Below are 21,996 nucleotides of genomic sequence, written 5' to 3' on the forward strand. Positions count from 1 at the left end.
GCGGTACGTGTCCTGTGCGGCGTACCGCCGCCGGCTCCGCGTCCCCGGTCAGCTCGCTGTGATGCCGCGATCCGTGCGGTGGCCGTTCCCCGGGCCCGCTTCCTCCAGGTTCCGGAGCCGTGCTTCCACGCGGCCGTCCACGACGCGCGTGTCGAACGCGGGCTGGGGGGCGGTCGCCGGGCCGCCCACGTTCCAGCCGTCGGACAGCCGGAAGGTACTGCCGTGCCAGGGGCACCGGACGCATCCGTCGATGATCTCCCCCTCCGACAGGGGCCCGGCCATGTGGCTGCACTGGTCGGCCAGGACGTGTACGGCCCCGTCCGCCTCGCGGACGACCATGACCGGCACCTCGTCCATGTGGCGCCGTACCGGTCGGCCCACCGGGAGGCCGGCCACCTCGCCCAGGCCGTGCCAGCCGGGTTTCACCAGGTGAGGGACCTGTTCGGCGTGGTTGGCGCCGGAGGCCTGGCGGTAGGCCAGGTGACCGCCCAGCGCGCCGCCGACACCGATGAGGGTCAGCCCGGCGAACCCCAGGGCTTTCCCGCGGCCGTGACGGCCGCGGGAACGCGCGACGAAGGAGCCGGCGTAGAGCGTGGCCGCGCTGATGTTGGCCACGGCGTGGACCAGGCCCACGCGCATCTGCGGACGTCGCAGTTCCGCCCAGTCGGTCCAGCCGGCCACCGCCGCGGGCAGCGCGGTCATCAGGCCCACCCCCACCAGGGCGCGGGCGGCCCGGCGCTGCCCGGGCAACAGATCCAGGACCGCTGCGGACATCCAGGTGCCGATGGGCACCTGCACCATCAGAGGATGCACCGGGTGCCCCAGCCAGCGCCCGTGCAGGGCGTCCCGGCCGCGCCCGAGCGGCACCGCACGCACAGCCCGCCGCACAGCGTCGATCAGTCCGTCGGCCTCGGGCCGGCGCTCCAGACGGTCCACGGCGGACAGAATCCGGCCGGGACCTTTCCTCGACGTATCCATGGAACCCATGTAACCCACGCGAAGCCGCTGGAAACGGGCCGAGCGGGCGAGTGGGTTACGGGGATCCACGGGACACCTGGGGCGACGGGCGGGGGAACGCCCTCAGACAGCTCGCGCCGGGTGGCGGATCCCGGGGCCCCGGAAGGGGAAGGAACCCGCGCCGGCGTCGAGCCGCCTGAGGGCGGTGGACCGGCGAGGAGCGATTCAGCCGTCGCTGCCCATGGCCTTGCGGACGGCGTCCTTGGTGCGGTCCATCAGCGCGGCCACCGGACCGAGCGCCATGTTGGCCGCGCCGGACTCCACTCCGGGGTGGGGCCGGGTGGGGGCCATGGCTTCGGCGGCCTTGACGCCCTTGGCCATGGAGGCGAGCCTGGCCGCGTCGGTGCTGCGCCGGATGTGGGTGAACTCGTAGCGTTCCTCGGCGCGCGCGTGCTCCTGGACGTCGGCCCGCAGGGCGATCAGCCGGGGCAGGAACTTCGGGTCGTCGGTGTCCATGTCGTCGAGCGCCGCGAGGGTCTCCTTGGCCTCCCGCTCTTCCCTCAGCCGGTCCTCGACGACCTGCTCACCGCCCGGGAGATTGCGGCGGGCGAAGGGATGGACCACTTCCTCCTCGGCGGTCTCGTGCACGGCGAGGAGACGTACCAGACGGCGGAAGGCGTCCTTGCGTGCGTCACCCGTCGACTGCTCGACTTCGTCGAAGAGATTGCGGATGTCTCCGTGCTGGCGCATGAGCAGCGCCACCACATCGGTGTCGGCCGCGTGGTCGTCACCGGCCTGCGGAGTGTGCGTCTCAGTCATACCGAACCTTCCGTCAGCTGTTCTCTCGCATGGCGGGATCGGGGTGCTCGCCCTCGGTCTCCAGCCGGTACTCGCGGCCGAACATGGCGTCGTGCTGGGTGATCACCTGCTCGCTCGGGGGCTCTTCGCCGCCGTGGATCTGCTCCTGCATCTGCTCGAAGCGCTCGTGCGCGTCGCGGACGTAGCCGGCGCCCAGGGTCGTCAGGTCCATCTGGGTGCCGAGCAGCTCGCGCAGGTACGCCTTGTTCGGCTCGAAGGTCAGGACGTTGGGCAGCTGCGGCGCGAGGATCTCCGCGGGATCACGGCCGTCGTGGCGTCGCATGAGGTCGCAGGCGATGTGCAGGTGCTCGAGCTCCATGTTCAGGTGCAGCTCCCAGATCGCCTTCACCCTGGGGTCGCTCTCCTGCTCCATGAAGGAGTAGTAGAGGTAGCACTCGTTGTACTCGTGGTTGACGAGCTGCTCCCACCACGTCTCGCCCGGGTCGACGAGCGACTCGTAGTGGGTGACGTGCTCCTCCTCGATCAGCCCGATCTCCTGGTAGAGCTGACGGGCGATCGGCTCCATGTAGGTGGGGCCGGTGTTCATGTAGAAGTTCATCGTCTGCTGCTCCGCCGACAGGACCGTCAGCGCGTGCAGCTTGGACAGGGGGTCGGTCCGGGTCCGGTCGTACGGGTCGCGGACGTTGTCCACCGGGTTCCGGTGGTGGTACTTGGTCGGGCGGCCCGGAATGACCTCCGTCAGGCCGTCGACGATCGACTCCGCCTTGCGGTGCTCGATCATCTCGTACAGGTTCGCGTACCGGTACAGATGGTCGAAGTCCTCCAGCACGCCGAACTGATAGGCCTGCTTGAGGTACGGGTCCGGCTCCATCCGCGCGATCCACGCGGTGAGGTCGACCGCGACCTGCTCATAGGCGATCGTCGTCTCCAGCACCGAAGACACTCCGGGCAGAAGCCAGTTCACGGCTTTCTGCTGCTGCGCCTCGATGTAGCGGGTCCTCGCCAGCTGCCTCTTGATCTCCGGATCGACGGTGTGACGAGCGAGCTGGTGGCTGAACAGGATCGCCTCCACCTCGATCCCGTTCATCGTGATGATCCGGCACCGGGTGTACGGATCACAGTGATCGGGGTCGATCGGCTCGACATTCAGTTCCCGCCAGTTCCTGAGCTGACGGTCCAGCGGGATACCGCGTTGCTCCAAAGGATTGAACGTCATGTGCGCCTCCTTGACGGACCGGTTTCGAACTGCCGGAGTACCCCGAAGAACCTTGTCCACACGGAGTACGACAGAACGCTGGCCATGCTCCGGGCGCCATGGGGCGCGGCTGCGGAACCGCGCGCCGGAGCCGGCGCACTCTCACCCGTCCGGGCCAGTCACGACGCGTGAATCCCTGCCCTCGGCGGGGGTTCGTTCCGGATGCAATTTTCGCACCGTTCAAGGGCATTGAGCTATTAGATGTCTATTGTGAAACCTGGTTCGGCAGCGCGCCAATGCGGTGCGCAGTGCATAAAGTTTGGGATAGCGACGAGGGGGTACTTCGCCGCGCGACCTGCCCACGCATGAGCCCATAAGGATTCGTATGGCCACATCGACCGAGCCGGTCGCCCCTGTCCCCGTAGCAGGCCGCGGCGTGGGCCGCGTGGTGGTGAACTGGATGACCACCACGGATCACAAGAAGATCGGGCATCTTTATCTGATCACATCGTTCATGTTCTTTCTCTTCGGCGGGCTGCTCGCCCTGGCGATGCGGGCGGAGCTGGCCCGGCCGGGTATCCAGATGCTCTCGAACGAGCAGTACAACCAGGCATTCACCATGCACGGCACGGTGATGCTGCTGCTGTTCGCCACCCCGACCTTCGCCGGATTCGCCAACGCCATCATGCCGCTGCAGATCGGCTCGCCCGACGTGGCGTTCCCGCGGCTGAACATGCTGTCGTACTGGCTCTTCCTCTTCGGCGGGCTCATCGTGGTCACAGGCCTTCTGACCACGAACGGCACGGCCGACTTCGGCTGGACCGCCTACACCCCGCTCAGCCGCGCGGAACGCTCGCCCTCCATCGGCTCCGACATGTGGATCATGGGGCTGGCGCTCTCCGGATTCGGCACGATCCTCGGCGCGGTCAACTTCATCACCACGATCATCTGCATGCGCGCCCCGGGCATGACGATGTTCCGCATGCCGCTGTTCACGTGGAACGTGCTGCTCACCTCCGTCCTGGTCCTGCTCGCCTTCCCGGTCCTCGCGGCCGCGCTGCTGGTCCTGGAATCGGACCGCCGCTTCGGCTCCCTCGTCTTCGCCCCCGAGAACGGCGGATCACTGCTGTGGCAGCATCTGTTCTGGTTCTTCGGGCATCCGGAGGTCTACGTCCTGGCGTTGCCGTTCTTCGGCGTGGTGACCGAAATCTTTCCGGTCTTCTCACGCAAACCGATCTTCGGTTACGTGGGGCTGGTCGGCGCCACCATCGCCATCACCGGGCTTTCGCTGACCGTATGGGCGCACCACATGTTCGCCACCGGCGCGGTCCTGCTGCCGTTCTTCTCCTTCATGACGTTCCTCATCGCCGTTCCGACCGGTGTCAAGTTCTTCAACTGGATCGGCACGATGTGGAAAGGGTCCATCTCCTTCGAGACACCCATGCTGTGGGCTGTCGGCTTCCTCGTGACGTTCCTGTTCGGCGGGCTGACCGGCATCATCCTCGCCTCGCCGCCGATGGACTTCCACGTCACCGACTCGTACTTCGTCGTCGCCCATTTCCACTACGTGCTGTTCGGCACGATCGTTTTCGCGATGTTCGCCGGGTTCCATTTCTGGTGGCCGAAAATGACCGGCACCATGCTCGACGAGCGCCTGGGGAAGATCCATTTCTGGACGCTCTTCGTCGGATTCCACATGACGTTCCTCGTGCAGCACTGGCTGGGCGCGGAAGGCATGCCCCGCCGTTACGCCGACTACCTGGCCGCCGACGGGTTCACCGGGCTCAACACCCTGTCGTCGATCGGCGCTTTCCTTCTGGGCCTGTCGACACTGCCGTTCCTCTACAACGTCTGGAAGACAGCGAAGTACGGAAAGCGGATCGAAGTCGACGACCCCTGGGGGTACGGGCGTTCCCTGGAATGGGCGACCTCCTGCCCGCCGCCCCGCCACAACTTCCTCACCCTGCCGAAGATCCGCTCCGAATCCCCCGCCTTCGATCTGCACCACCCCGCTGTGGCCGCCATCGACCGGGTGGAGAACGAGGGGCTCCGCGACGTGGCCGAACCCGGCGAAGGCGTGGCCTCCCCGCTGTCCGACCGCAAGAACGGGAAGTGACGCCGGGAGAGATGACGTTTGGGGAAGCCGCGTCGTCCCGGGAGCGTCAGGCGGAGAGGAGGACGCCCTCACCGGAAGGCTCCTCACCCAGCTGCTCGTGGGCGGCCGCAAGAGCGGCGCCCACGTCCCGCGTGCCGGTGGAGACGCACAGCGTGTAGGTGACGTCCTCCACCCACTGGCGCACCTCGGGGCTGCCGGCATCGGCGTGCAACGCCGCAAGCGCCTCGTACTGCTCGACCAGATCACGCAGAACCGCAGGGTGAGCCATCAGCACGACAGGTCTCCTCACGCTCCCCCACACGCCGCCATTCGGTTGATCGAGCGCTTTCCCAGCGACTCGTCTCGCATTCATCGTCCGCTGCCCGTGCCGGTTTCGCACGGGCAGCGGACGGTGTGCGGAGCGAAACTCCCGGCACCGCATGCCCCTGCCACCGACGCAGCCGCACGGCAAGCCCGCCGAGAGGGACGCGCCCTCCGGCCGGACTTCCTGGTGCCCAGGACGGCGTCCTCGTCCGGAAAGCGTCCAACCGCAGGTCAGGCGTCCTTCTTGATCGAATCCGGGATCGTCACGCACTCCACGTGGTGCGCCATCGGAACTGTTCGCCGGTCCCGCGGGGTGGTCGTCGGCCGAGGCGAGCAGATGGTCAGCCGCAGCCCTCGCAGCCGGGGCGGCATGCGCGGCTGGAACCCCGACGTTCCGGCCCCTGCCCGTCGCCGCCTCACGGCCTCCCGTCGAGACTCGCCCACGAATACCCCCCCAGGTATATCTGTTACGGTGGGAACCGATACCCCGGGGGGTAAATATGTGACGGGAGAGTGCCGTGTTCTTTGTCGACGTCCTTCAGACCGAGGGTCTGGGCAACCGCAGTTATCTGGCGGGGGGTGCCCGAGCGGCCGTGGTGGTGGATCCGCCGCGGGACATCGACCGGGTGATCGCGGCTGCCGCCCGGCGGGAGGTGCGGATCGTGGCGGTCGCGGAGACGCACGTGCACAACGACTACGTGACCGGAGGTCTGGAACTGGCCCGGCTGACCGGTGCCCGCTACCTGGTGCCCGCCGGGGCGTCGGTGGCGTACGCGCGGGTCGCGGTGGCCGACGGTGATGTCGAGGAGATCGAGGAGGGTGTGCTGCTGCGGGCCGTGGCCACCCCCGGGCACACGCCGCACCACACCTCCTACGTGCTGGAGGAGGCAGGGCGCGCGGTCGCCGCGTTCACCGGCGGATCGCTGCTGATCGGCAGCGTGGGCCGTCCGGACCTTGTGGAGCCACGGCTGACCGAGGGGCTGGCGCGGGCGCAGCACGCTTCCGCGCACCGCCTCGCGGCAGAGCTCGACGACGAGGTCGCTGTGATGCCCACGCACGGGTTCGGCAGTTTCTGCTCCTCCGCGCAGGCCGGCGGTGAGCACAGCACGATCGGCATGGAGAAGGGGTCCAACCCGGTGCTGGCCCAGGACGTGGAGACGTTCGTCAAGGAGTTGCTGGCCGGGCTGGACGACGTCCCGGCCTACTACGCACACATGGGGCCGGCCAACGCCGCGGGCCCCACGCCGGTGGACCTGACCGTGCCGGAGCGGGCCGACGCCGGGGAGATCGCCCGCCGCCTGGCGGCCGGTGAGTGGGTGGTGGACCTGCGCAGCCGCGTGGCGTTCGCCGAGGGGCATGTGGCGGGCTCGTTCAACTTCGAGGCCGAGGGACAGCTTGCGACCTATCTGGCGTGGCTGATCCCGTGGGGCAGGCCGGTGACGCTGCTGGCCCGGAGCGCCGAGGAGGTCGCCCGTGCGCAGCGCGAGCTGGCCCGGGTGGGGATCGACCGCCCGGCCGCCGCGGCCGTCGGCTCTCCGACCGACTGGACCAGCGCCGAGGCGCCGCTCGCCTCGTTCCCGCGGGCGGCGTTCGCCGACCTGGCCGCCGCCCGCGAGCGGGGCGAGGACGTGGTGGTGCTGGACGTGCGCCGCGCCGGTGAGCGGGCCGGCGGCTGGATCGAGGGCAGCGTGCACGTTCCGGTCCACGAGGTGCACCAGCGCCTTCACGAAGTTCCCGCGGGGACGGTGTGGGTGCACTGCGCCGGCGGGATGCGTGCGGCGATCGCCGCTTCCGTCCTGGACGCCGCCGGACGCGATGTGGTGGCCGTCGACGACGGTTACCCGGCCGCCGCGGCCGCCGGCCTCCCGGTTGTCACGCGCGCCCAGCACTGACCGCACCACCCTGCTCCACCGGGCCACCGGGCCACCGGGCCACCGGGCCACCGGCCGAGCAGGGGCTTCGTAAGGAAACACCATGTCCTTGTCACCACACGGCCCCGCCCGTGCCACCCCTGTGCAGGCGTACCGCGCCTTCGGGGACGGTACGGCGGTACTGCTCGATGTCCGGGAGATCGATGAACTCGAAACCGGCCACGCGCCCGGTGCGCTGCCGGTGCCGTCGGCGCGGCCGGCCGGCGGTGCGGAGGCGTCCGGCAGCGGGAGCGGGCGCACCGCGGTGCTGCCGTGCCGTTCCGGGCGCCGCTCGCAGCACACCGCGCGGCTGCCGGCCGAACGCGGGGTGGAGGCGGTCGGCGTCACCGGCGGAATGTGCGCCTGGGCCGCCGAGGCCCTGCCCGTCCAGGACGTGCACGGGGCTGCGGGCACCGTCATATGACCGCGCTCGTCCTCGCCCTGCTCGCCGGGGCGCTGGTCGGTCTCGCCCTGGGCTCGCTCGGTGCGGGCGGCAGCATCCTGACCGTACCCGCCCTGATCTACCTGCTCGGCTTCAGTCCGGCCGAGGCCACCACCGCCGGCCTCGTCATCGTGATCGTCACCTCGTTCACCGCGCTGATGGCCCACGCCCGGGCGGGAGCGGTGCACTGGCGGGCCGGACTGCTGTTCGCCGCGGCCGGCCTGCCGCCCGCCGCGGCGGCGGGCCTGCTGTCCGCGCACCTCCCCGCCGCCGTACTGACATTGGCCTTCGCCCTTCTCGCCGTGCTGGCCGGACTGCGCATGCTGCGCCGCCGGACACCACAGGAGAACGGAACGGTGTCGGCGCCCCGCGCGGCAGGGGCAGGAGCCGCCCTGGGCGCGGTGACCGGTTTCCTCGGGGTCGGTGGCGGCTTCCTCGCCGTCCCCGCGCTGGTGTCCGTGCTGGCGGTGCCGATGAGCGTGGCCGTCGGCACCAGCCTGCTGGTCATCGTCGCCAACGCCCTGGTCGCTCTCGCGGCCCGCGCGGCCACCGAGGTCAGCCTGGACTGGGCCCTGATCATGCCGTTCATCGCGACGGCGGTCCTGGGCGCCTGGGACGGCAAGCGGCTGGCCATGAAGATCCGACCCGCCGTCCTGCAGCGGGCCTTCGGCGGTCTGCTGCTGACCGTGGCCGCGGTGATGGCGACCGGAGCCCTGCTGTGAAACAGCCGTGGGGCCTGCCGCGGACGCCCCGCTGTCCGGGCGTCCGCGGCAGGCCCCACGGGATGCCTGACTCTCAAGCCAGCGAAAGGAACAGCTTCTCCAGCCGGGCCCGCATCTGCGCGGAGTCCTGCATCTGCGGGTCCTCACTGGTCATGCACTGCTGCAGACCCGTGGCGATGATCGAGAACCCAGCCCGGTCCAGCGCCTTGGAGACCGCCGACAACTGCGTGACGACGTCCTCGCAGTCCCGGCCCTCCTCGATCATCCTGATCACTCCCGCGAGCTGACCCTGCGCCCGCCGCAGCCGGTTCAACGCCGACTTCAGCTCCTCGGCACTCATGTCGAGCTGCACACCATCCTCCTCACATACCCCCACCCGTATCTTACCGTGGGGGGACCGTCCAGAAAGGCACCCGCTCCATGGCCACCGCCACCGCACTGACCCCCGCCCAGGCCGTCGCCCGCCTCGGCGACTTCACCGTGATCGACGTCCGCACCCCCGGCGAGTACGCCGCCGGGCACCTGCCCGGCGCTCACAACATCCCGCTGGACCGCCTGGGAGAGGCTACGGACGCCCTCCGGCAGGCCGCCCGGCGCACGCCGCTCCTCCTCGTCTGCGCCTCCGGAGCCCGGTCCGCCAAGGGCTGCGAGCAACTGGCCGCCCAGGGCATCGACGCCGCCACACTGAACGGCGGCACCAGCGGCTGGGCCGCCGCGGGCCACGGCATCGAGCGCCCGGCGGGCACACGCGCCACCTGGCCCATGGACCGCCAGGTCCGCCTCGCCGCCGGCACCCTGGTCCTCGCCGGCTTCCTGGCCGGTCTCGCCTGGGCTCCCGCCCATTGGCTGTCCGGGGCCATCGGCGCCGGACTCGTCTTCTCCGGAGTGACCAACACCTGCGGCATGGCCGTCGCCCTGGCCAGGCTGCCCCACAACCGGCCCCCCAGGAACGCTGTCTCCTTCGAGGAGACCCTGCTGCGCCTGACAGTCTGACCGCCTGAGAGCCCCGCCCCGGTACGCTCCGGCAGCCGCCCGGCCGCGCTTCACAGGATTCGCTCCGGCGTACGGGTGGGGGAACGTTCCGGAACAGGTGGACCGCGCGAGTCCGCACGGTCGTGCGGGGCCGGGCGGTGGGGCTCGACGTCGCCGGGCAGGGTGTCCGGGCACAGGCCGGCCTTGATGCCGGGTCCTGCCCCGCCGGGGCGGGGCCCGGGGAGTGGTCAGGCACAGTTTTGCGGCTGTCCAGAACGGTGCCTTGGCCACCCGGAGCGGCAGATGAGCGTCAGGGCGGGCGTCACCGGAACGGCCCTCCGCATGCTCCGGCACATCCTCCAGGGGCCGCTGGAGCGCACCGAAGGCGTCGTGATGTGGCGCTTCTTCGAACACGGTTCACGGCGTACGGGTGCTGTCCGGCAATGACGGAGGAACAGCGGTCGACGCACCCGAGGACCTCGCCAGGGCGGGCATGCTCCTTTGCTCTCGCCTGGTCCGGCATCACTCGAACCGGCGGGAGGTGCGCACCGGGCAGCCGGGGGCTGACCGGTGTACCTGCGCCCGGGGCAGTGGCTGGACGCAGGTATTTCGACGGGACGGCAACCATTCCCGGCTCTGCGGCAACTGTTGAGCAGCCCGTTCCTCACGGGCGCCCACATACCTGCAGATGGGGAAAACACTCATGACTGAGCGGCACGGTCACGGCAAGGCGCGGCACCGCAGAAGGAAGACGGCCCTGCTGGCAGGGGTCCCGCTGGCGCTGGCCGCCGCAGGGGCCATGGCCTACGGCACGGCTTTCGGGGTGTTCGGGGAGGACGCGCAGCCGAAGGCCGCGGCGGCCGCCGCGCCGGACTGGGCCGACGACACCGCTGACGGTTTCGCGTCGGTCCACGCGCTCGGGCAGAAGGGGACGTACGGCGGCAGGGGCGGGAAGACGGTCACCGTGCGCACCCTCGCCGATCTGGAGAAGTACGCGACCGCCCGGGAGCCGTACGTCATCGTGGTGGCCGCCACGATCTCGATGAACCCCAAGGGCAAGGAGATCAAGGTCGCCTCCGACAAGACGATCGTCGGCGCGGGCACCTCGGGGCAGATCGTGGGCGGTGGCTTCTTCCTCGGCCAGGGCGTGCACAACGTGATCATCCGGAACCTCACGATCCGGGATGCGTACCAGGGGATCTGGAACGACAAGGAGCACGACTGGGACGCCGTCCAGATGGACGGCGCGCACCACGTCTGGATCGACCACAACAACCTGCGGCACATGGCCGACGGTCTGATCGACAGCCGCAAGGACACCACCTACGTGACGGTGTCCTGGAACAGGCTGAGCGACAACAACAAGACGTTCGGCATCGGCTGGACCGAGAACACGACCGCCGACCTGACGATCCACCACAACTGGTTCCGGGAGACCGAGCAGCGCAACCCGTCGACCGACAACGTCGCGCACGCCCACCTCTACAACAACTACCTCCAGGACGACCCCGGCACCGGCATCACGTCGTCCTACGGCAACTACGCGCGCGGCAGGACGAAGATGGTCCTGGAGAACAGCTACTTCCAGGGCGTGAACAACCCCGTCATCAAGGACGGCACGGCCGGTCTGGTCCAGCGCGGCAACGTCTTCACCCGCACCAGCGGCCGCAACGAGAGCGGCGGCACCGCGTTCGACCCGAAGGCGTACTACGACTACCGTCTCGACAAGGCGGCCGACGTCCCCGCGCTCCTCAAGTCCGGCGCCGGACCGCAGAGTTCGATCGGCACACCGGTGAGCGCCGATGCGGCGGCCGCCGCCGCCGCGCAGAGCACCCTGACCGTGGCCAAGGACGGCAGCGGCCAGTACAAGAGCGTGCAGAAGGCCGTCGACGCCGTCCCGGCGGGCAACACCTCGCGCGTCGTGATCCGGATCGCGCCCGGCACGTACCGCGAGACGGTGAAGGTCCCGGCGAACAAGCCGCACATCACGTTCGAGGGCACCGGCCGCAGCCGCAAGGACACCGTCATCGTCGAAGGCCACGCCGCCGGGATGGCCAAGCCGGACGGCTCGGGCACCTACGGCACCGGCGGCAGCGCGACCGTCGCCGTGGAGGCCGACGACTTCCGGGCCCGCAACCTCACCATCTCCAACGACTTCGACGAGGCGAAGCACCAGCACCTGAACGGCCAGCAGGCGGTGGCGCTGCGCACCGCCGCCGACCGCATCCGCCTGGACGCCCTCATCATCAGCGGCGACCAGGACACCCTGCTCCTCGACACGGCGGGCAAGGACCGCACGGGCCGGGTGTACCTGACCAACTCCTACGTCATCGGCAACACCGACTTCGTCTTCGGCCGCGCCACCGCGGTCATCGACAAGTCCGTCCTCACCCTGAAGAAGCGCTGGAACGGCACCTCGGCCGGGTACGTCACCGCGCCCAGCACCCCCGCCGGCCGCAAGGGCTTCCTCATCACCCGCACCACCATCGACGGCGACGTGGCCGCCCGGAGCTTCTTCCTCGGCCGCCCCTGGCACGCCGGCGGTGACGCGAGCCTCGACCCGCAGACCACCATCCGCGACAGCATCCTCGGCGCGGCCGTCAAGGCCGCTCCCTGGACGGACATGGGCGGCTTCTCCTGGAAGAACGACCGTTTCGCCGAGTACAGCAACGAGGGCCCGGGCGCAGGTGCCGCCGGCGGTGACCGCCCGCACCTGACGGACGCCCAGGCCGCCGCCCAGGAGACGGCGGACTGGTTCGGCGACTGGGAGCCCACCGGCGTATGATCCCCGGCCCCGGGGGTAAGCCGGGGCGCCCGCTGGGCCGCCTGAGCGGCCTGCTCCTGGAAGACATGACCCACCCCGCCCGTGGGCCATGACGGACAACGGCCGTCGCCCGGCCTGCGCCACGCCCTCGAAGGGGGTGGGAAGGGCCGCACCTCTCCCTTCACCCCGAGCCGGGCGCAACTCGGGCCGAGACCAACCGACACCAAACCTCTGACCTGCCCGAACAGCATCCCCGCAGGCCGGATCAGCAACCGGACCTCGTTCGGGACGAAGAGACCGTGGGTTCACGTCCCGCCACCCCGGCAGCCAGAGAAACAGGTCAGCGATCAGCCACTGAAGGCAGCTGGCCTCTGTCTTTGCACGCGTGTCCAAGATGCCGTCCATGGCCACCGTGCCGGTCCGACCGCACATCGATTCAGCCGATCGTCCGTGACGGCTGCGGGGCGCTCCCTGCCCGTCCGTGCCGGGACCGCTGCGCGCCGACCGGGGCCGGGAGCGCCGTTGGGCAACAGGTGATGCAGACCAAGCGGTTGCTCACTGCTACTCTTCCGGATCTCGTCCGGACATTCATATGTCGCACACATGACACGCACAGGCGCCCGGTTCCGGGGCCCCGAGGTCACTGCGAGGAGACATCGCCCGTGGGCACAGTCGTCGACGACGCCGCCTCCGTGGAGTTCCATGCCTTCTTCGAGCGGCACTACGCCGAACTGGCCCGGTTCGCCCATCTGTTGACCGGCGAGGCGGATGCCGCCGACGACCTGGCCGCGGATGCGCTGCTCGCGCTGTGGCACCGCTGGGACCGGGTGCGGGCGAGCGAGCACCCGGTGGCGTACGCCCGGGGCGTGGTCGCCAATCTGGCCCGGACGCGGATACGCAGCGCGGTGCGCGAGCGGCGGCGTATCGCGCTGTTCTGGGCGCAGCGGGAGGAGAAGGCCGAGAATCCGGACGTGGCCGGGGTGGTCGACGTACAAGGGGCGCTGCGCAGGCTGCCGTTCCGGAAGCGGGCGTGTGTCGTGCTGCGCCATGCGTTCGACCTGTCCGAGAAGGACACCGCGCTGGCCCTGGGCGTGTCGGTCGGTACGGTGAAGAGCCAGACGTCGAAGGGGATGGCCGAGCTGCAGCGGCTGCTCGGCACGCAGGACGCTCCGCGTAAGGTGCACGCGGCGATGGCGCGTACCGGGACTGCCGGAGGAAGGGACCGATGACCATGCGGCGGGACGTGCACGACGAGCTGCGCGCCCGGCTGCACGAGGCGGCCGGGGCGCACCGGCCCGACCGCGCGCGGATCCTGGCACGGCTCGAACGCGGCATGGCGCAGGAGGACCTGCCCCGCTCCCGTGCGGCCCGTCCTCCCCGGTTCGGCTGGGTGCGCGCGGTGGGCGTCACCGCGGCGGTCTCGGGGATCCTCGCCGCCGGCGGCTACGGCGTGGCCTCCGTGGTGGACGACGAGTCTCCGCAGCAGACGGTCGCGGTCCCGCCGACCCCCGCCCCCACCTCCACGCCCGCCCCGTCGACGGACGCGACGCGCCGGGTGCCCTCGCCGGTGGACCCGACGCCCGTGGATCCGGCGCCCGCGGACCCCACGCCGAGCACCTCCCGCGAGCCCCGCCAGCCGAGCGCCTCCCCGTCGCGCACGCCCGATGCCGGCACGCCCGCCGCCGGTGAGCAGGACGGGCCGCTGTGGTCGGACGGCTCCGTGGACCCGCACAGCAACGACTTCTGGGCGCAGAGCAACGTCACCCTCAAGACGCGCGAGGAACTGACTGCGCTGACCGTCGAGTTGCGGATCGCCCAGACCGGCGAGGTCGCCTCCACCGGCGCCTGGCGGTCGCTGCCCGAGGCCGACTTCACACTGACGATCGCCGAGAAGGACGGCTACCTCGTCCACACCTGGGTGCTCAGGCAGGGCCGTACGGTCCCGGCCGGCCAGTGGGTGTTCGCCGGGCAGTACAACCACGCCCGCGGCGGCCGGGACGCCCGGGAGGACCGCTACGCGGCCACCGCCCGGACCCGGAGCGAACAGCTCGCCGTGTCGGGCGGCTTCGCCCGGCACGACAACTGATTCCAAGAACGCGGCAACCTTTTCCCCGCCCGCGGCGACCGGAAGGCGCAAGATCTTCCCTCACGCAAGGAATGGGCATGACTGCACGAGCTGAACAGCGCGTCCGCCACCGTCGCCGGGTCACCATGCGCCGGGCGGTGATCAGCGGAGCCGCCGCCCTCGGGCTGACCGGTGCGGCGATCGTCACCACGACCATGCTGTCCCCCGCCGGGGCCGCCGCGTCCTGGCCCTCGGACACCGGCAGCAAGCCGGTGCCGAAGACCATCCCGGTCTCCGGTGAGTACGACGGCGGGATGAAGAAGTTCTACGGCACCGGCGCCCTGGGCGGCAGCGGCCAGGACGAGGGCCAGTCCCCCCTCTTCGAGCTGGCCGACGGCGCCGTCCTGAAGAACGTCGTCATCGGCACGCCCGCCGCCGACGGCGTCCACTGCAAGGGCAGCTGCACGCTGCAGAACGTGTGGTGGCTGGACGTCGGCGAGGACGCCGCCACCTTCAAGGGCAAGTCGGCTTCCGCGACGTACAAGGTCATCGGCGGCGGGGCGAAGAAGGCCGACGACAAGGTCCTCCAGTTCAACGGGGCCGGCAAGCTCACCGTGACCGGCTTCCAGGTCGAGGGCTTCGGCAAGCTCGTCCGCTCGTGCGGCAACTGCAAGACGCAGCACAAGCGCACGATCGTGCTGAGCGACATCGACGTGACCGCGCCGGGCAAGTCGATCGTCGGCGTCAACCAGAACTACGGCGACACCGCGACGCTCTCGAAGATCCGGGTCCACGGTGACGCGAAGAAGAAGATCAAGACCTGCGTGCGCTTCAAGGGCAACAACACCGGCAAGGAGCCGACCCAGCTGGGCAGCGGCCCCGACGGCACCGCGTGCCGCTTCTCGGCGTCGGACATCACGTACAACTGAGCCGTACGCCTGAGCCGTACCACTGCTGGCTGACGTACGTCGGCGCCGTCGCCACCGCGCGGCGGCGCCGTCGCCCGGACCGTCACCATTCGCAGGCCAGGGCGCCGTACAGCACCAGTTTGGTCACTTGCGTGGTGGGTTGCGTGCGTCATGTGCAGACGCGTAGCGCTCGCCTGGAACGCGGATGACGCGCAAGCGGCCGGTCATCGCCTGTGCGCGGAAGGCCGCCCCGTCAGTACGCCCAGTACCTGACACCGAGACGCCGGCGTGGCCAGGTCGGCTCACGCCAGTCGGCTCAGCGCCGCCGACACCAGAGTCAAGACACCGGGGGCGAGCACCGACGGGTCGGGGGCGAACACGGGGCTGTGGTTTCCCGGTACATTGCCGAACTTCTCGGCCAGGTCCGTCCCGGGGGCCGCCTCCCACACCATGGGCGGGGTCGACGTCACGTACCAGTAGTCGTAGGGCACGCCGTCGGGCGCGAGGAGAGAGAAGTCCTCGCTGCCCATCGCCGGGCCGAAGTCGAACACCGTGGCTGATCCGAACAGTTCGCGGTGCACGGTGGCGATCTCGTCGTCGAGGACGACGTCGTTGACGGTGTTCGGGTATCCGGGCCGGACCGTGACCTCCGGCGGGGTCGGGCAGCCGGCGGTCCGGCACTCGCCCGCGACGATGCGGCGGACGGCTCCGAGGACGCGGTCCCGCACCTTCGCGTCCTGAGTGCGCAGGTTCAGGGAGAGCCGGGCCTCGGCGGGGATGATGTTGTGCTTCGTACCGGCATGGAACTGTCCCACCGTCAGGACCACCGAGTGTGCCGCCGCGACCTCGCGGGACACCACGGTCTGCAGGCGCGTGACGATGTAGGCGGCCGTCACCACCGGGTCGGTCGTCGATTCGGGGCGAGAGCCGTGACCGCCGACGCCGTGAACCACGACGTCGATGTCGTCGGAGGCCGACATGGTGAGGCCCGGGGTGTGCGGGTAGAACCCGGCGAGGCCGGGCGTGACGTGCTGGCCGAGCACGACGTCGGGGAGGGGGAAGCGGGTGTGCAGCCCGTCGGCGACCATGGCCGCCGCCCCGCCACCGGACTCCTCGGCGGGCTGCCCGACGACGACGAGCGTGCCCGACCATGCGCCGCGGGCCGCGGCCAGCGTGTCGGCGGCTCCGGCGAGCCACGTGACGTGCAGATCATGGCCGCAGGCATGCATCACGCCGTCGACGGTGGAGGCGTACTCCAGACCGGTGGCCTCCTGGACCGGCAGTGCGTCCATGTCTCCGCGCAGCCACACGGTCGGGCCGTCGCCATTGGCGAGAACACCGACCACCCCGGTGCGGCCGACACCTTCTGTCACGACGTAGCCGGCCGCGCGCAGCCGCGAGGCGAGCTTCGCGGCGGTGCGGTGCTCCTGGAAGGCGAGCTCCGGATGACGGTGGAGGTCCTGGTAGAAGTCCTCCAGGCCGGCGGGCTTCAAGCCGGCGGTGATCTCTTGTGTGAGGCGGGCGACGGCAGCCGGTTCCTTCATGCCGCTTCCTCCTTCTCTTCGAATGTCGGAACGCTCGCCAGGAGACGGCGTGTATAGGGATGTTGCGGGGCTTGGTACACGTCTCGCACCGGTCCCTGCTCCACCAGCTCGCCCTGGCACAGAACAGCGACCTCGTCGCTGACATGGCGGACGACGGCCAGATCGTGGGAGATGAAGATCATCGTCAGGGACAGGGAACGCCGCAGCTCCTCGAGGAGGTTGAGTACCTCGGCCTGTACGGAGGCGTCCAGCGCCGAGGTGATCTCGTCGGCGATCAGCACTTCGGGTTCCACGGCGAGAGCGCGGGCCACTGCGATGCGCTGGCGCTGACCGCCGGAGAACTCGTGCGGGTACCTGCCGGCCGCGGAGCCGTCCAGCGCGACGGTCCCCAGCCACCGCTCGACCGTCGCAGCGTGCTTCCTGGCATCGGCCCGCACGGGGTCGACGGCCTCGGCGATGGCCTCACCGACCGTCATGCGCGGATTGAGCGAGGCGTACGGGTCCTGGGAGACGAGCTGCACACGACGGCGCACCGCAACGAGCTCCCTCCGCTTGAGACCGGTGAGATCCACTCCGTCGAGGAGGATGCGGCCCGCCCGGGCCGGGTGGATGCCGACGATCGCCTTGGCGATCGTCGACTTTCCGGAGCCGGACTCGCCGACCAGGCCGAGCGTCTGCCCGACCCGGACCCCGGTGGACACGCCGTGCAGCACAGTTCTCGCACGCCTGCCGTGGCCGAAGGCGACGGTCAGTTCCTCGACGACCAGCTTGTGAGGGGACGGGGTCATTCGGCCTGTACCTCCTGGTGTACGGCATGGCAGGCCACATCGTCGATCAGACCCGGTCGTTCGGTCGCACAGACCGTGTCGAGCACCACGGGGCACCTGTCGGCAAAGGCGCAGCCGGGCGGCCGGGCGGCGGGCGCCGGCGGACGGCCCGGGATCGTGGCGAGCGGTGCGCGTTCCCCGGTGCCGGTGTCCTGCAGCCGCGGGCTCGCGGCCAGCAGGGCCCGCGTGTACGGATGCCGGGCGCGGCCCGCCCGCAGATCGGCCGCGGACAGCTCCTCGACGACTCGTCCCGCGTACATCACCATGACCCGGTGGCATACCGTGCCGACGACGCCGATGTCGTGGGAGATGAAGAGCACGCTCGTGCCACGCCGGTGGTTGATGTCCTTCAGAACATCGAGGACTTCGGCCTGGACGGTCACGTCGAGGGCCGTGGTCGGTTCGTCGGCGACGATCAGCCGCGGACCGGGCAGGAGAGCGGCGGCGATCATCGCGCGTTGCCGCATGCCGCCGGACAGCTCGTGCGGATACTGCTTCATGACCCGGGCGGGATCCTTGATCCGTACCTGCTCCAGGGCCTCGACGGCCCGCCGGTCCGCCTCCGCCCGGCGCACGCCCTGGTGCACGCGGAGTGTTTCGGTGAGCTGACCGCTCATCCGCAGCGCGGGGTTGAAGGAGGACGACGGGTCCTGGAAGACGATGCCGATCTCGGTCGCCAGACGCTTGGGGTCGGCTTCGGGGGCGGCCAGGTCGAGGTCGTCCAGAGTCAGTTCGGCGGCATGGGCGGACATCCCCCCTGGCAGCAGCCGGGCCACGCTCATCGCCGTGAGCGACTTGCCGGAGCCCGACTCCCCCACCAGGCCGACGATTTCGCCGGGCATCACGTGGAGGGAGACGTCGTCGACGAGGCGGGTGCCGTCCGGCAGGACGACGGCCAGACCGTCCACCGTCACCAGGGCGTCGTCGGGGGCCCGGTGCGAGGACACGGTTACGGTGTCGAGGGGTGTCGCTGCGGCCTTGGTCCGCCCTCCGCGGGGATCGAGCGCGGCGGCGAGGCCGTCGCCGACGAAGCCCGCGAGGACTCCGGTGACGGTGATGGCCAGCGCCGGGCCGATCGCCTCGGCGGGGTTGGTGTAGAGGGACTCCAGGCCGGAGTTGAGCAGCGCGCCCCAGTCGTAGTCCGGTGCCTGCACGCCGACCCCCAGGAAGGACAGACCGGACAGCGCGACGAGCACGTTCGCGAAGGCCACCGACAGCAGCACCAGCAGCGGTCCTGAGATGTTCGGCAGGAGGTGCCGGACGAGCACGCGGTACGGCGGTACGCCCATCAGGCGCGCCTGCGCCACGAAGTCGCGCTGCGCCACGGAGGCCGCCATGTTCGCCGTGAGCCGGGCGAAGGCGGGAGCACCGCCCAGGCCGATCGCGAGGACGGAGGCGGTGGGCCCGGTCCCGAGGGCCGTGGCGATCACCAGCGCCAGGATCAGCGCCGGGTAGGAGATCATCACGTCGATCAGGCGCAGGCCCAGCTCGCGGACGCGCCTGCCCGACACCCAGACGCCGGTGCCGAGCAGGATGCCGGTGAGCGCGGCGATCGCGGTCGCGGCAAGGGTCATCATCAGGGTGAGGCGGGTGGCGACCAGTGTCCGGGCCAGCACGTCGCGGCCGAGGGCGTCGGTGCCGAGCCAGTGTTCGGCACTCGTCTGCGCGCGGGCGGCGCCGCTCAGTCCGGTCGCCTCCTCCTGCCAGAGAAGGGGCGCAGCAATGCCGAGAAGGATGATCAGTCCGAGGCCGGCGAGGGCTGCGACCAGGGGTGCGTTCCACCGTATGCGTCGCATCAGTGGCCTCCCTTTCCGGCCAGGGTGCGGGGGTCGAGCAGGGCGAGTACGACGTCGACGAGCAGGTTGAGCAGGGCGGCGAGCAGCCCCAGGATCAGGACGCAGCCCTGGATGACGGGGTAGTCGCGGACGAGGAGCGCCTCCACGACGCGTTGGCCGATGCCGGGCCAGGCGAAGACCGATTCGACGACGACCGTGCCGCCGAGCAGCCCGGCGAGGATCAGTCCGCCGAGGGTGAGCGTGGCGGTCAGCAGATTGGGCAGGGCGTGCCGGGCGTACAGGCGCAGGGGAGGCAGTCGGCGGCCCCGCGCGGTACGCATGTAGTCCTGGGCGAGGACGTGTGCGGCCTCGCTGCGCACGATGCGGGCCATGACGCAGGTGGCCGGCAGCACCAGGGCGGCGACCGGCAGCACCATCGACGCGAGGGTCTCGGCGCCGGCCGCCGGGAACCAGCCCAGCTTGATGGCGAAGCCGAGGACGAGGAGGGTGCCGATGATGTACTCGGGGGTGGCGCCGACGGTGCCGGTGACGAAGGTGAACGCACTGTCGGTGCGGCGGCTGCCGCGTGCCGCGGCGGCGAGTCCGATCGGCACGGCGAGCGCCAGCACGATGAGGACGGAGAGCAGCGCGATCTCGGCGGTGAACGGCAGGCGGCCGCCGATGATGTCGGCGACGGGCTCCTGCGTCTGGAAGGAATTGCCCATGTCACCGCGGAGCAGCTTGCCGGTGTAGGTGCCGAACTGTGTGAGCAGCGGCTGGTCCAGGCCGAGTTCGTGGCGGACCCTCTCCACGTCGGAGGGTGTCGCGTCGGCACCGGCGACCACGCGGGCCGGGTCGCCGGGTATGAGCTGCACCATCAGGAACGTACCGGCGACGAGCGTGACCGCGACGGCGGCGAGCCCGGCAAGGCGCCGGACCAGGTAGGTGCCCCAGGGGCCGAGCGGCGCCGGGCGCCCGGTCCCCGTGGTCGTCCGGTCGGCCGGTGTCGCCGCCATCAGCCGGTGATCCGGAGGGTGGAGAGGGTCAGGGACCCGCCCGGCGTCGCGAAGGAAACGCCCTTGCGGGCGATGTAACGCACGTCGACCGTGGCCAGCGGGATCACGTCGTTGGCCTTGAGCAGCGCCTCCTGGGCCTTCTGCCAGGCGGCGCACTTGGCGTTGCGGTCGGTGGTGGAGGTGGCGGCGACGTAGTTCTTCGCGTACGCCGCGTTCTGCACCGCGCCGTAGTTGAGACCGCCCTTGGCCGGTTCAGGACCCAGGAAGTAGGTGCCGCCGCGCGCGAGGGCGCCGGTGATCAGCGGGAAGACGGTGGCGTCCCAGTCGCCCTGGTTGGCGGTGACGTCGGTGGCCCAGGTGGCGTTGTCGGCGTTGGTCAGCTTCACCTCGGCGCCGACAGCGCGCAGGGCTTCGGCGACGTAGGAGTTGCCCGCGCCGCCGGCAACCGCGTTGGACCCCTCCAGCTTGATCGAGACACCCTTCAGGACCTGCTGCGCCGCGGCCTTGTCCGTCCTGGTCAGCAGGGAGCCGTCGGTGGAGACGCAGGCCGCCTTCCCGTCCACGTACGAGGTCAGGGTTTGTCCGGCGCCGCCGAAGACGTTGTTGAACGCGTCCGCGCTGACCGCCTGCGCGATCGCCTTGCGGACCTTCGGGTCGGCGCCCGGGCGCCCGGAGCGCTGGTTGAATCCGATGTAGTTGCGGATGATCGGTGCGGACCTGACCGTGAAGGTGTCGTTGCGCGTAAAGCGCGTGGCGTCCGTGCCGGTGATGGGGGCCAGGTCGAGTGCGCCGGTCTGCAGCTGGTTGGCGAGGGTCGACTCGTTCTTCGAGATCTGGATCCGCAGGCGGTCGGCCGGTTTCCCCGCGGGGACCGAGGCGAACCGCGGATACGCCTCGAAGCCCTTGCGCAGGCGCAGTTCGTACGAGGCCCCGCGCCGCGCCGTCACCATCTCGTACGGACCGGTGGCCGCGCCCTTGACGGCGCCCCGGGCGAGCGCGGCGGCGCCCGCGTCGAGGCCGTTCCTGCAGATGATCCCGGCGCTGGTGCCGGACAGACCGGCGAGGACCTCGCCCCACGGGGCGGCGGTGGTGATGGTGACGGTGCCGGCCGCGTCGTCGCCGGTGATCGTGGTCTTCTCTCCGGCGTTCGCGGCGCCGAAGGTGAGCAGGGCATTGGCCGAGGTCGCCCGGTAGCGCTTCAGGGAGGCGACGACCTGCGAGGCGGTGAGCACTGATCCGTCGGAGCAGGTCAGGCCCTTCTTCAGGATCAGAGCTGTCTTCCTCGGCGTGGACGTCCAGGTTTCGGCGAGACCGGGGACGAAGGTGCCTCCGTCGTCCTGGCCGATCAGCGGCTGGTACAGCAGCGACGTGATGACATAGTCGGTCGCGCCCGCGCCCTTCGCCGGGTCGAACGAGGTGACGTCGGAGGTGACACCGATCTTGACGGTGCCCCCGCTCCTGTCGCCGCCCGAGGAAGGGCCGCCGGCCGGGCCGGTGGTACAGGCGGAGGCCAGGAGGGACGTGGCGGCGGCCATGACGGCGCCGGAGAGGAACCGCGAACGGGGCATGGAGAACTCTCCAGGGCTGAGGACTGAGAGCGGGGCGGTGCTGCGGTGTGTTGCGGCATACAGAACAGGCCACTTCCCGCCCGGCCCCGCAAT

General features: G+C 70.5%; 20 protein-coding genes. 10 read left to right on the forward strand and 10 right to left on the reverse strand.

The genetic code is table 11. The features are described from left to right. Positions 1-48: 48 nt before the first annotated feature. From ACWD0Y_RS09975 to ACWD0Y_RS09985, 3 genes are all read right to left on the reverse strand, one after another. A complete protein-coding gene (locus ACWD0Y_RS09975) occupies positions 49-978 on the reverse strand; it encodes a Rieske 2Fe-2S domain-containing protein (protein ID WP_450259881.1) in 930 nt (309 codons plus the stop codon). A gap of 204 nt (positions 979-1,182) precedes the next feature. Beyond that, positions 1,183-1,776 carry a hemerythrin domain-containing protein gene (locus ACWD0Y_RS09980; RefSeq protein WP_450259882.1) on the reverse strand — a complete coding sequence of 198 codons (594 nt, stop codon included), beginning with the start codon at positions 1,774-1,776 and terminating at the stop codon, positions 1,183-1,185. Positions 1,777-1,789: 13 nt separating this feature from the next. Continuing rightward, positions 1,790-2,992: a hypothetical protein gene (locus tag ACWD0Y_RS09985; RefSeq protein ID WP_093798565.1), complete on the reverse strand. Its 1,203-nt coding sequence runs from the start codon at positions 2,990-2,992 to the stop codon at positions 1,790-1,792. 364 nt (positions 2,993-3,356) lie between these two features. Here ACWD0Y_RS09985 and ctaD point away from each other — a divergent pair, with 364 nt between their 5' ends. After that, positions 3,357-5,087 carry an aa3-type cytochrome oxidase subunit I gene (gene ctaD, locus ACWD0Y_RS09990; RefSeq protein ID WP_450259883.1) on the forward strand — a complete coding sequence of 577 codons (1,731 nt, stop codon included), beginning with the start codon at positions 3,357-3,359 and terminating at the stop codon, positions 5,085-5,087. A gap of 46 nt (positions 5,088-5,133) precedes the next feature. Here the strand turns inward: ctaD and ACWD0Y_RS09995 are convergent, their stop codons facing one another. Next, complete coding sequence (locus ACWD0Y_RS09995; RefSeq protein ID WP_450259884.1) at positions 5,134-5,361, reverse strand: DUF5133 domain-containing protein; 228 nt, start codon at positions 5,359-5,361, stop codon at positions 5,134-5,136. Between the two features lie 547 nt (positions 5,362-5,908). Here ACWD0Y_RS09995 and ACWD0Y_RS10000 point away from each other — a divergent pair. From ACWD0Y_RS10000 to ACWD0Y_RS10010, 3 genes are all read left to right on the forward strand, one after another. Beyond that, a complete protein-coding gene (locus ACWD0Y_RS10000) occupies positions 5,909-7,282 on the forward strand; it encodes an MBL fold metallo-hydrolase (RefSeq protein WP_450259885.1) in 1,374 nt (457 codons plus the stop codon). 82 nt (positions 7,283-7,364) lie between these two features. Next, positions 7,365-7,724: a rhodanese-like domain-containing protein gene (locus ACWD0Y_RS10005; RefSeq protein ID WP_450259886.1), complete on the forward strand. Its 360-nt coding sequence runs from the start codon at positions 7,365-7,367 to the stop codon at positions 7,722-7,724. Then, positions 7,721-8,464: a sulfite exporter TauE/SafE family protein gene (locus ACWD0Y_RS10010; RefSeq protein WP_450259887.1), complete on the forward strand. Its 744-nt coding sequence runs from the start codon at positions 7,721-7,723 to the stop codon at positions 8,462-8,464. Before ACWD0Y_RS10005 ends, ACWD0Y_RS10010 begins: the two co-directional genes overlap by 4 nt. 73 nt (positions 8,465-8,537) lie before the next feature. On the opposite strand, the gene ACWD0Y_RS10015 is transcribed toward ACWD0Y_RS10010, so the two are convergent. Continuing rightward, positions 8,538-8,816, reverse strand: a complete 279-nt coding sequence (locus ACWD0Y_RS10015; RefSeq protein ID WP_093803246.1) for a metal-sensitive transcriptional regulator — start codon at positions 8,814-8,816, stop codon at positions 8,538-8,540. 68 nt (positions 8,817-8,884) lie between these two features. Here ACWD0Y_RS10015 and ACWD0Y_RS10020 point away from each other — a divergent pair, with 68 nt between their 5' ends. The 6 genes from ACWD0Y_RS10020 to ACWD0Y_RS10045 all read left to right on the forward strand — a co-directional run bounded on the left by ACWD0Y_RS10020 (position 8,885) and on the right by ACWD0Y_RS10045 (position 15,194). Next, positions 8,885-9,457 (forward strand): rhodanese-like domain-containing protein, encoded by a 573-nt coding sequence (locus ACWD0Y_RS10020; RefSeq protein WP_450259888.1) that lies wholly within the window; start codon positions 8,885-8,887, stop codon positions 9,455-9,457. 282 nt (positions 9,458-9,739) lie between these two features. Then, complete coding sequence (locus ACWD0Y_RS10025) at positions 9,740-9,883, forward strand: hypothetical protein (RefSeq protein ID WP_450259889.1); 144 nt, start codon at positions 9,740-9,742, stop codon at positions 9,881-9,883. A gap of 256 nt (positions 9,884-10,139) precedes the next feature. Then, a complete protein-coding gene (locus ACWD0Y_RS10030) occupies positions 10,140-12,221 on the forward strand; it encodes a pectinesterase family protein (protein WP_450259890.1) in 2,082 nt (693 codons plus the stop codon). Between the two features lie 641 nt (positions 12,222-12,862). After that, a complete protein-coding gene (locus tag ACWD0Y_RS10035; RefSeq protein WP_450259891.1) occupies positions 12,863-13,429 on the forward strand; it encodes a SigE family RNA polymerase sigma factor in 567 nt (188 codons plus the stop codon). Beyond that, positions 13,426-14,286 carry a hypothetical protein gene (locus ACWD0Y_RS10040; RefSeq protein ID WP_450259892.1) on the forward strand — a complete coding sequence of 287 codons (861 nt, stop codon included), beginning with the start codon at positions 13,426-13,428 and terminating at the stop codon, positions 14,284-14,286. The genes ACWD0Y_RS10035 and ACWD0Y_RS10040 overlap by 4 nt, the downstream gene beginning before the upstream one ends. 77 nt (positions 14,287-14,363) lie before the next feature. Continuing rightward, positions 14,364-15,194, forward strand: a complete 831-nt coding sequence (locus ACWD0Y_RS10045; protein ID WP_450259893.1) for a pectate lyase — start codon at positions 14,364-14,366, stop codon at positions 15,192-15,194. 281 nt (positions 15,195-15,475) lie between these two features. Here ACWD0Y_RS10045 and ACWD0Y_RS10050 read toward each other — a convergent pair whose 3' ends face one another. Genes ACWD0Y_RS10050 through ACWD0Y_RS10070 form a run of 5 tightly spaced genes read right to left on the reverse strand, consistent with a single transcriptional unit; the run spans position 15,476 to position 21,903 of the window. Then, a complete protein-coding gene (locus tag ACWD0Y_RS10050; protein ID WP_450259894.1) occupies positions 15,476-16,717 on the reverse strand; it encodes an amidohydrolase in 1,242 nt (413 codons plus the stop codon). Next, positions 16,714-17,505, reverse strand: a complete 792-nt coding sequence (locus ACWD0Y_RS10055; protein WP_450259895.1) for an ATP-binding cassette domain-containing protein — start codon at positions 17,503-17,505, stop codon at positions 16,714-16,716. The genes ACWD0Y_RS10050 and ACWD0Y_RS10055 overlap by 4 nt, the downstream gene beginning before the upstream one ends. After that, positions 17,502-19,340, reverse strand: a complete 1,839-nt coding sequence (locus ACWD0Y_RS10060) for a dipeptide/oligopeptide/nickel ABC transporter permease/ATP-binding protein (protein ID WP_450259896.1) — start codon at positions 19,338-19,340, stop codon at positions 17,502-17,504. Before ACWD0Y_RS10060 ends, ACWD0Y_RS10055 begins: the two co-directional genes overlap by 4 nt. Further along, positions 19,340-20,335, reverse strand: a complete 996-nt coding sequence (locus tag ACWD0Y_RS10065; protein WP_450259897.1) for an ABC transporter permease — start codon at positions 20,333-20,335, stop codon at positions 19,340-19,342. Before ACWD0Y_RS10065 ends, ACWD0Y_RS10060 begins: the two co-directional genes overlap by 1 nt. Beyond that, positions 20,335-21,903, reverse strand: a complete 1,569-nt coding sequence (locus tag ACWD0Y_RS10070) for an ABC transporter substrate-binding protein (protein WP_450259898.1) — start codon at positions 21,901-21,903, stop codon at positions 20,335-20,337. Before ACWD0Y_RS10070 ends, ACWD0Y_RS10065 begins: the two co-directional genes overlap by 1 nt. Positions 21,904-21,996: the final 93 nt, after the last annotated feature.

The sequence above is a fragment of the Streptomyces altiplanensis genome (assembly GCF_053591575.1).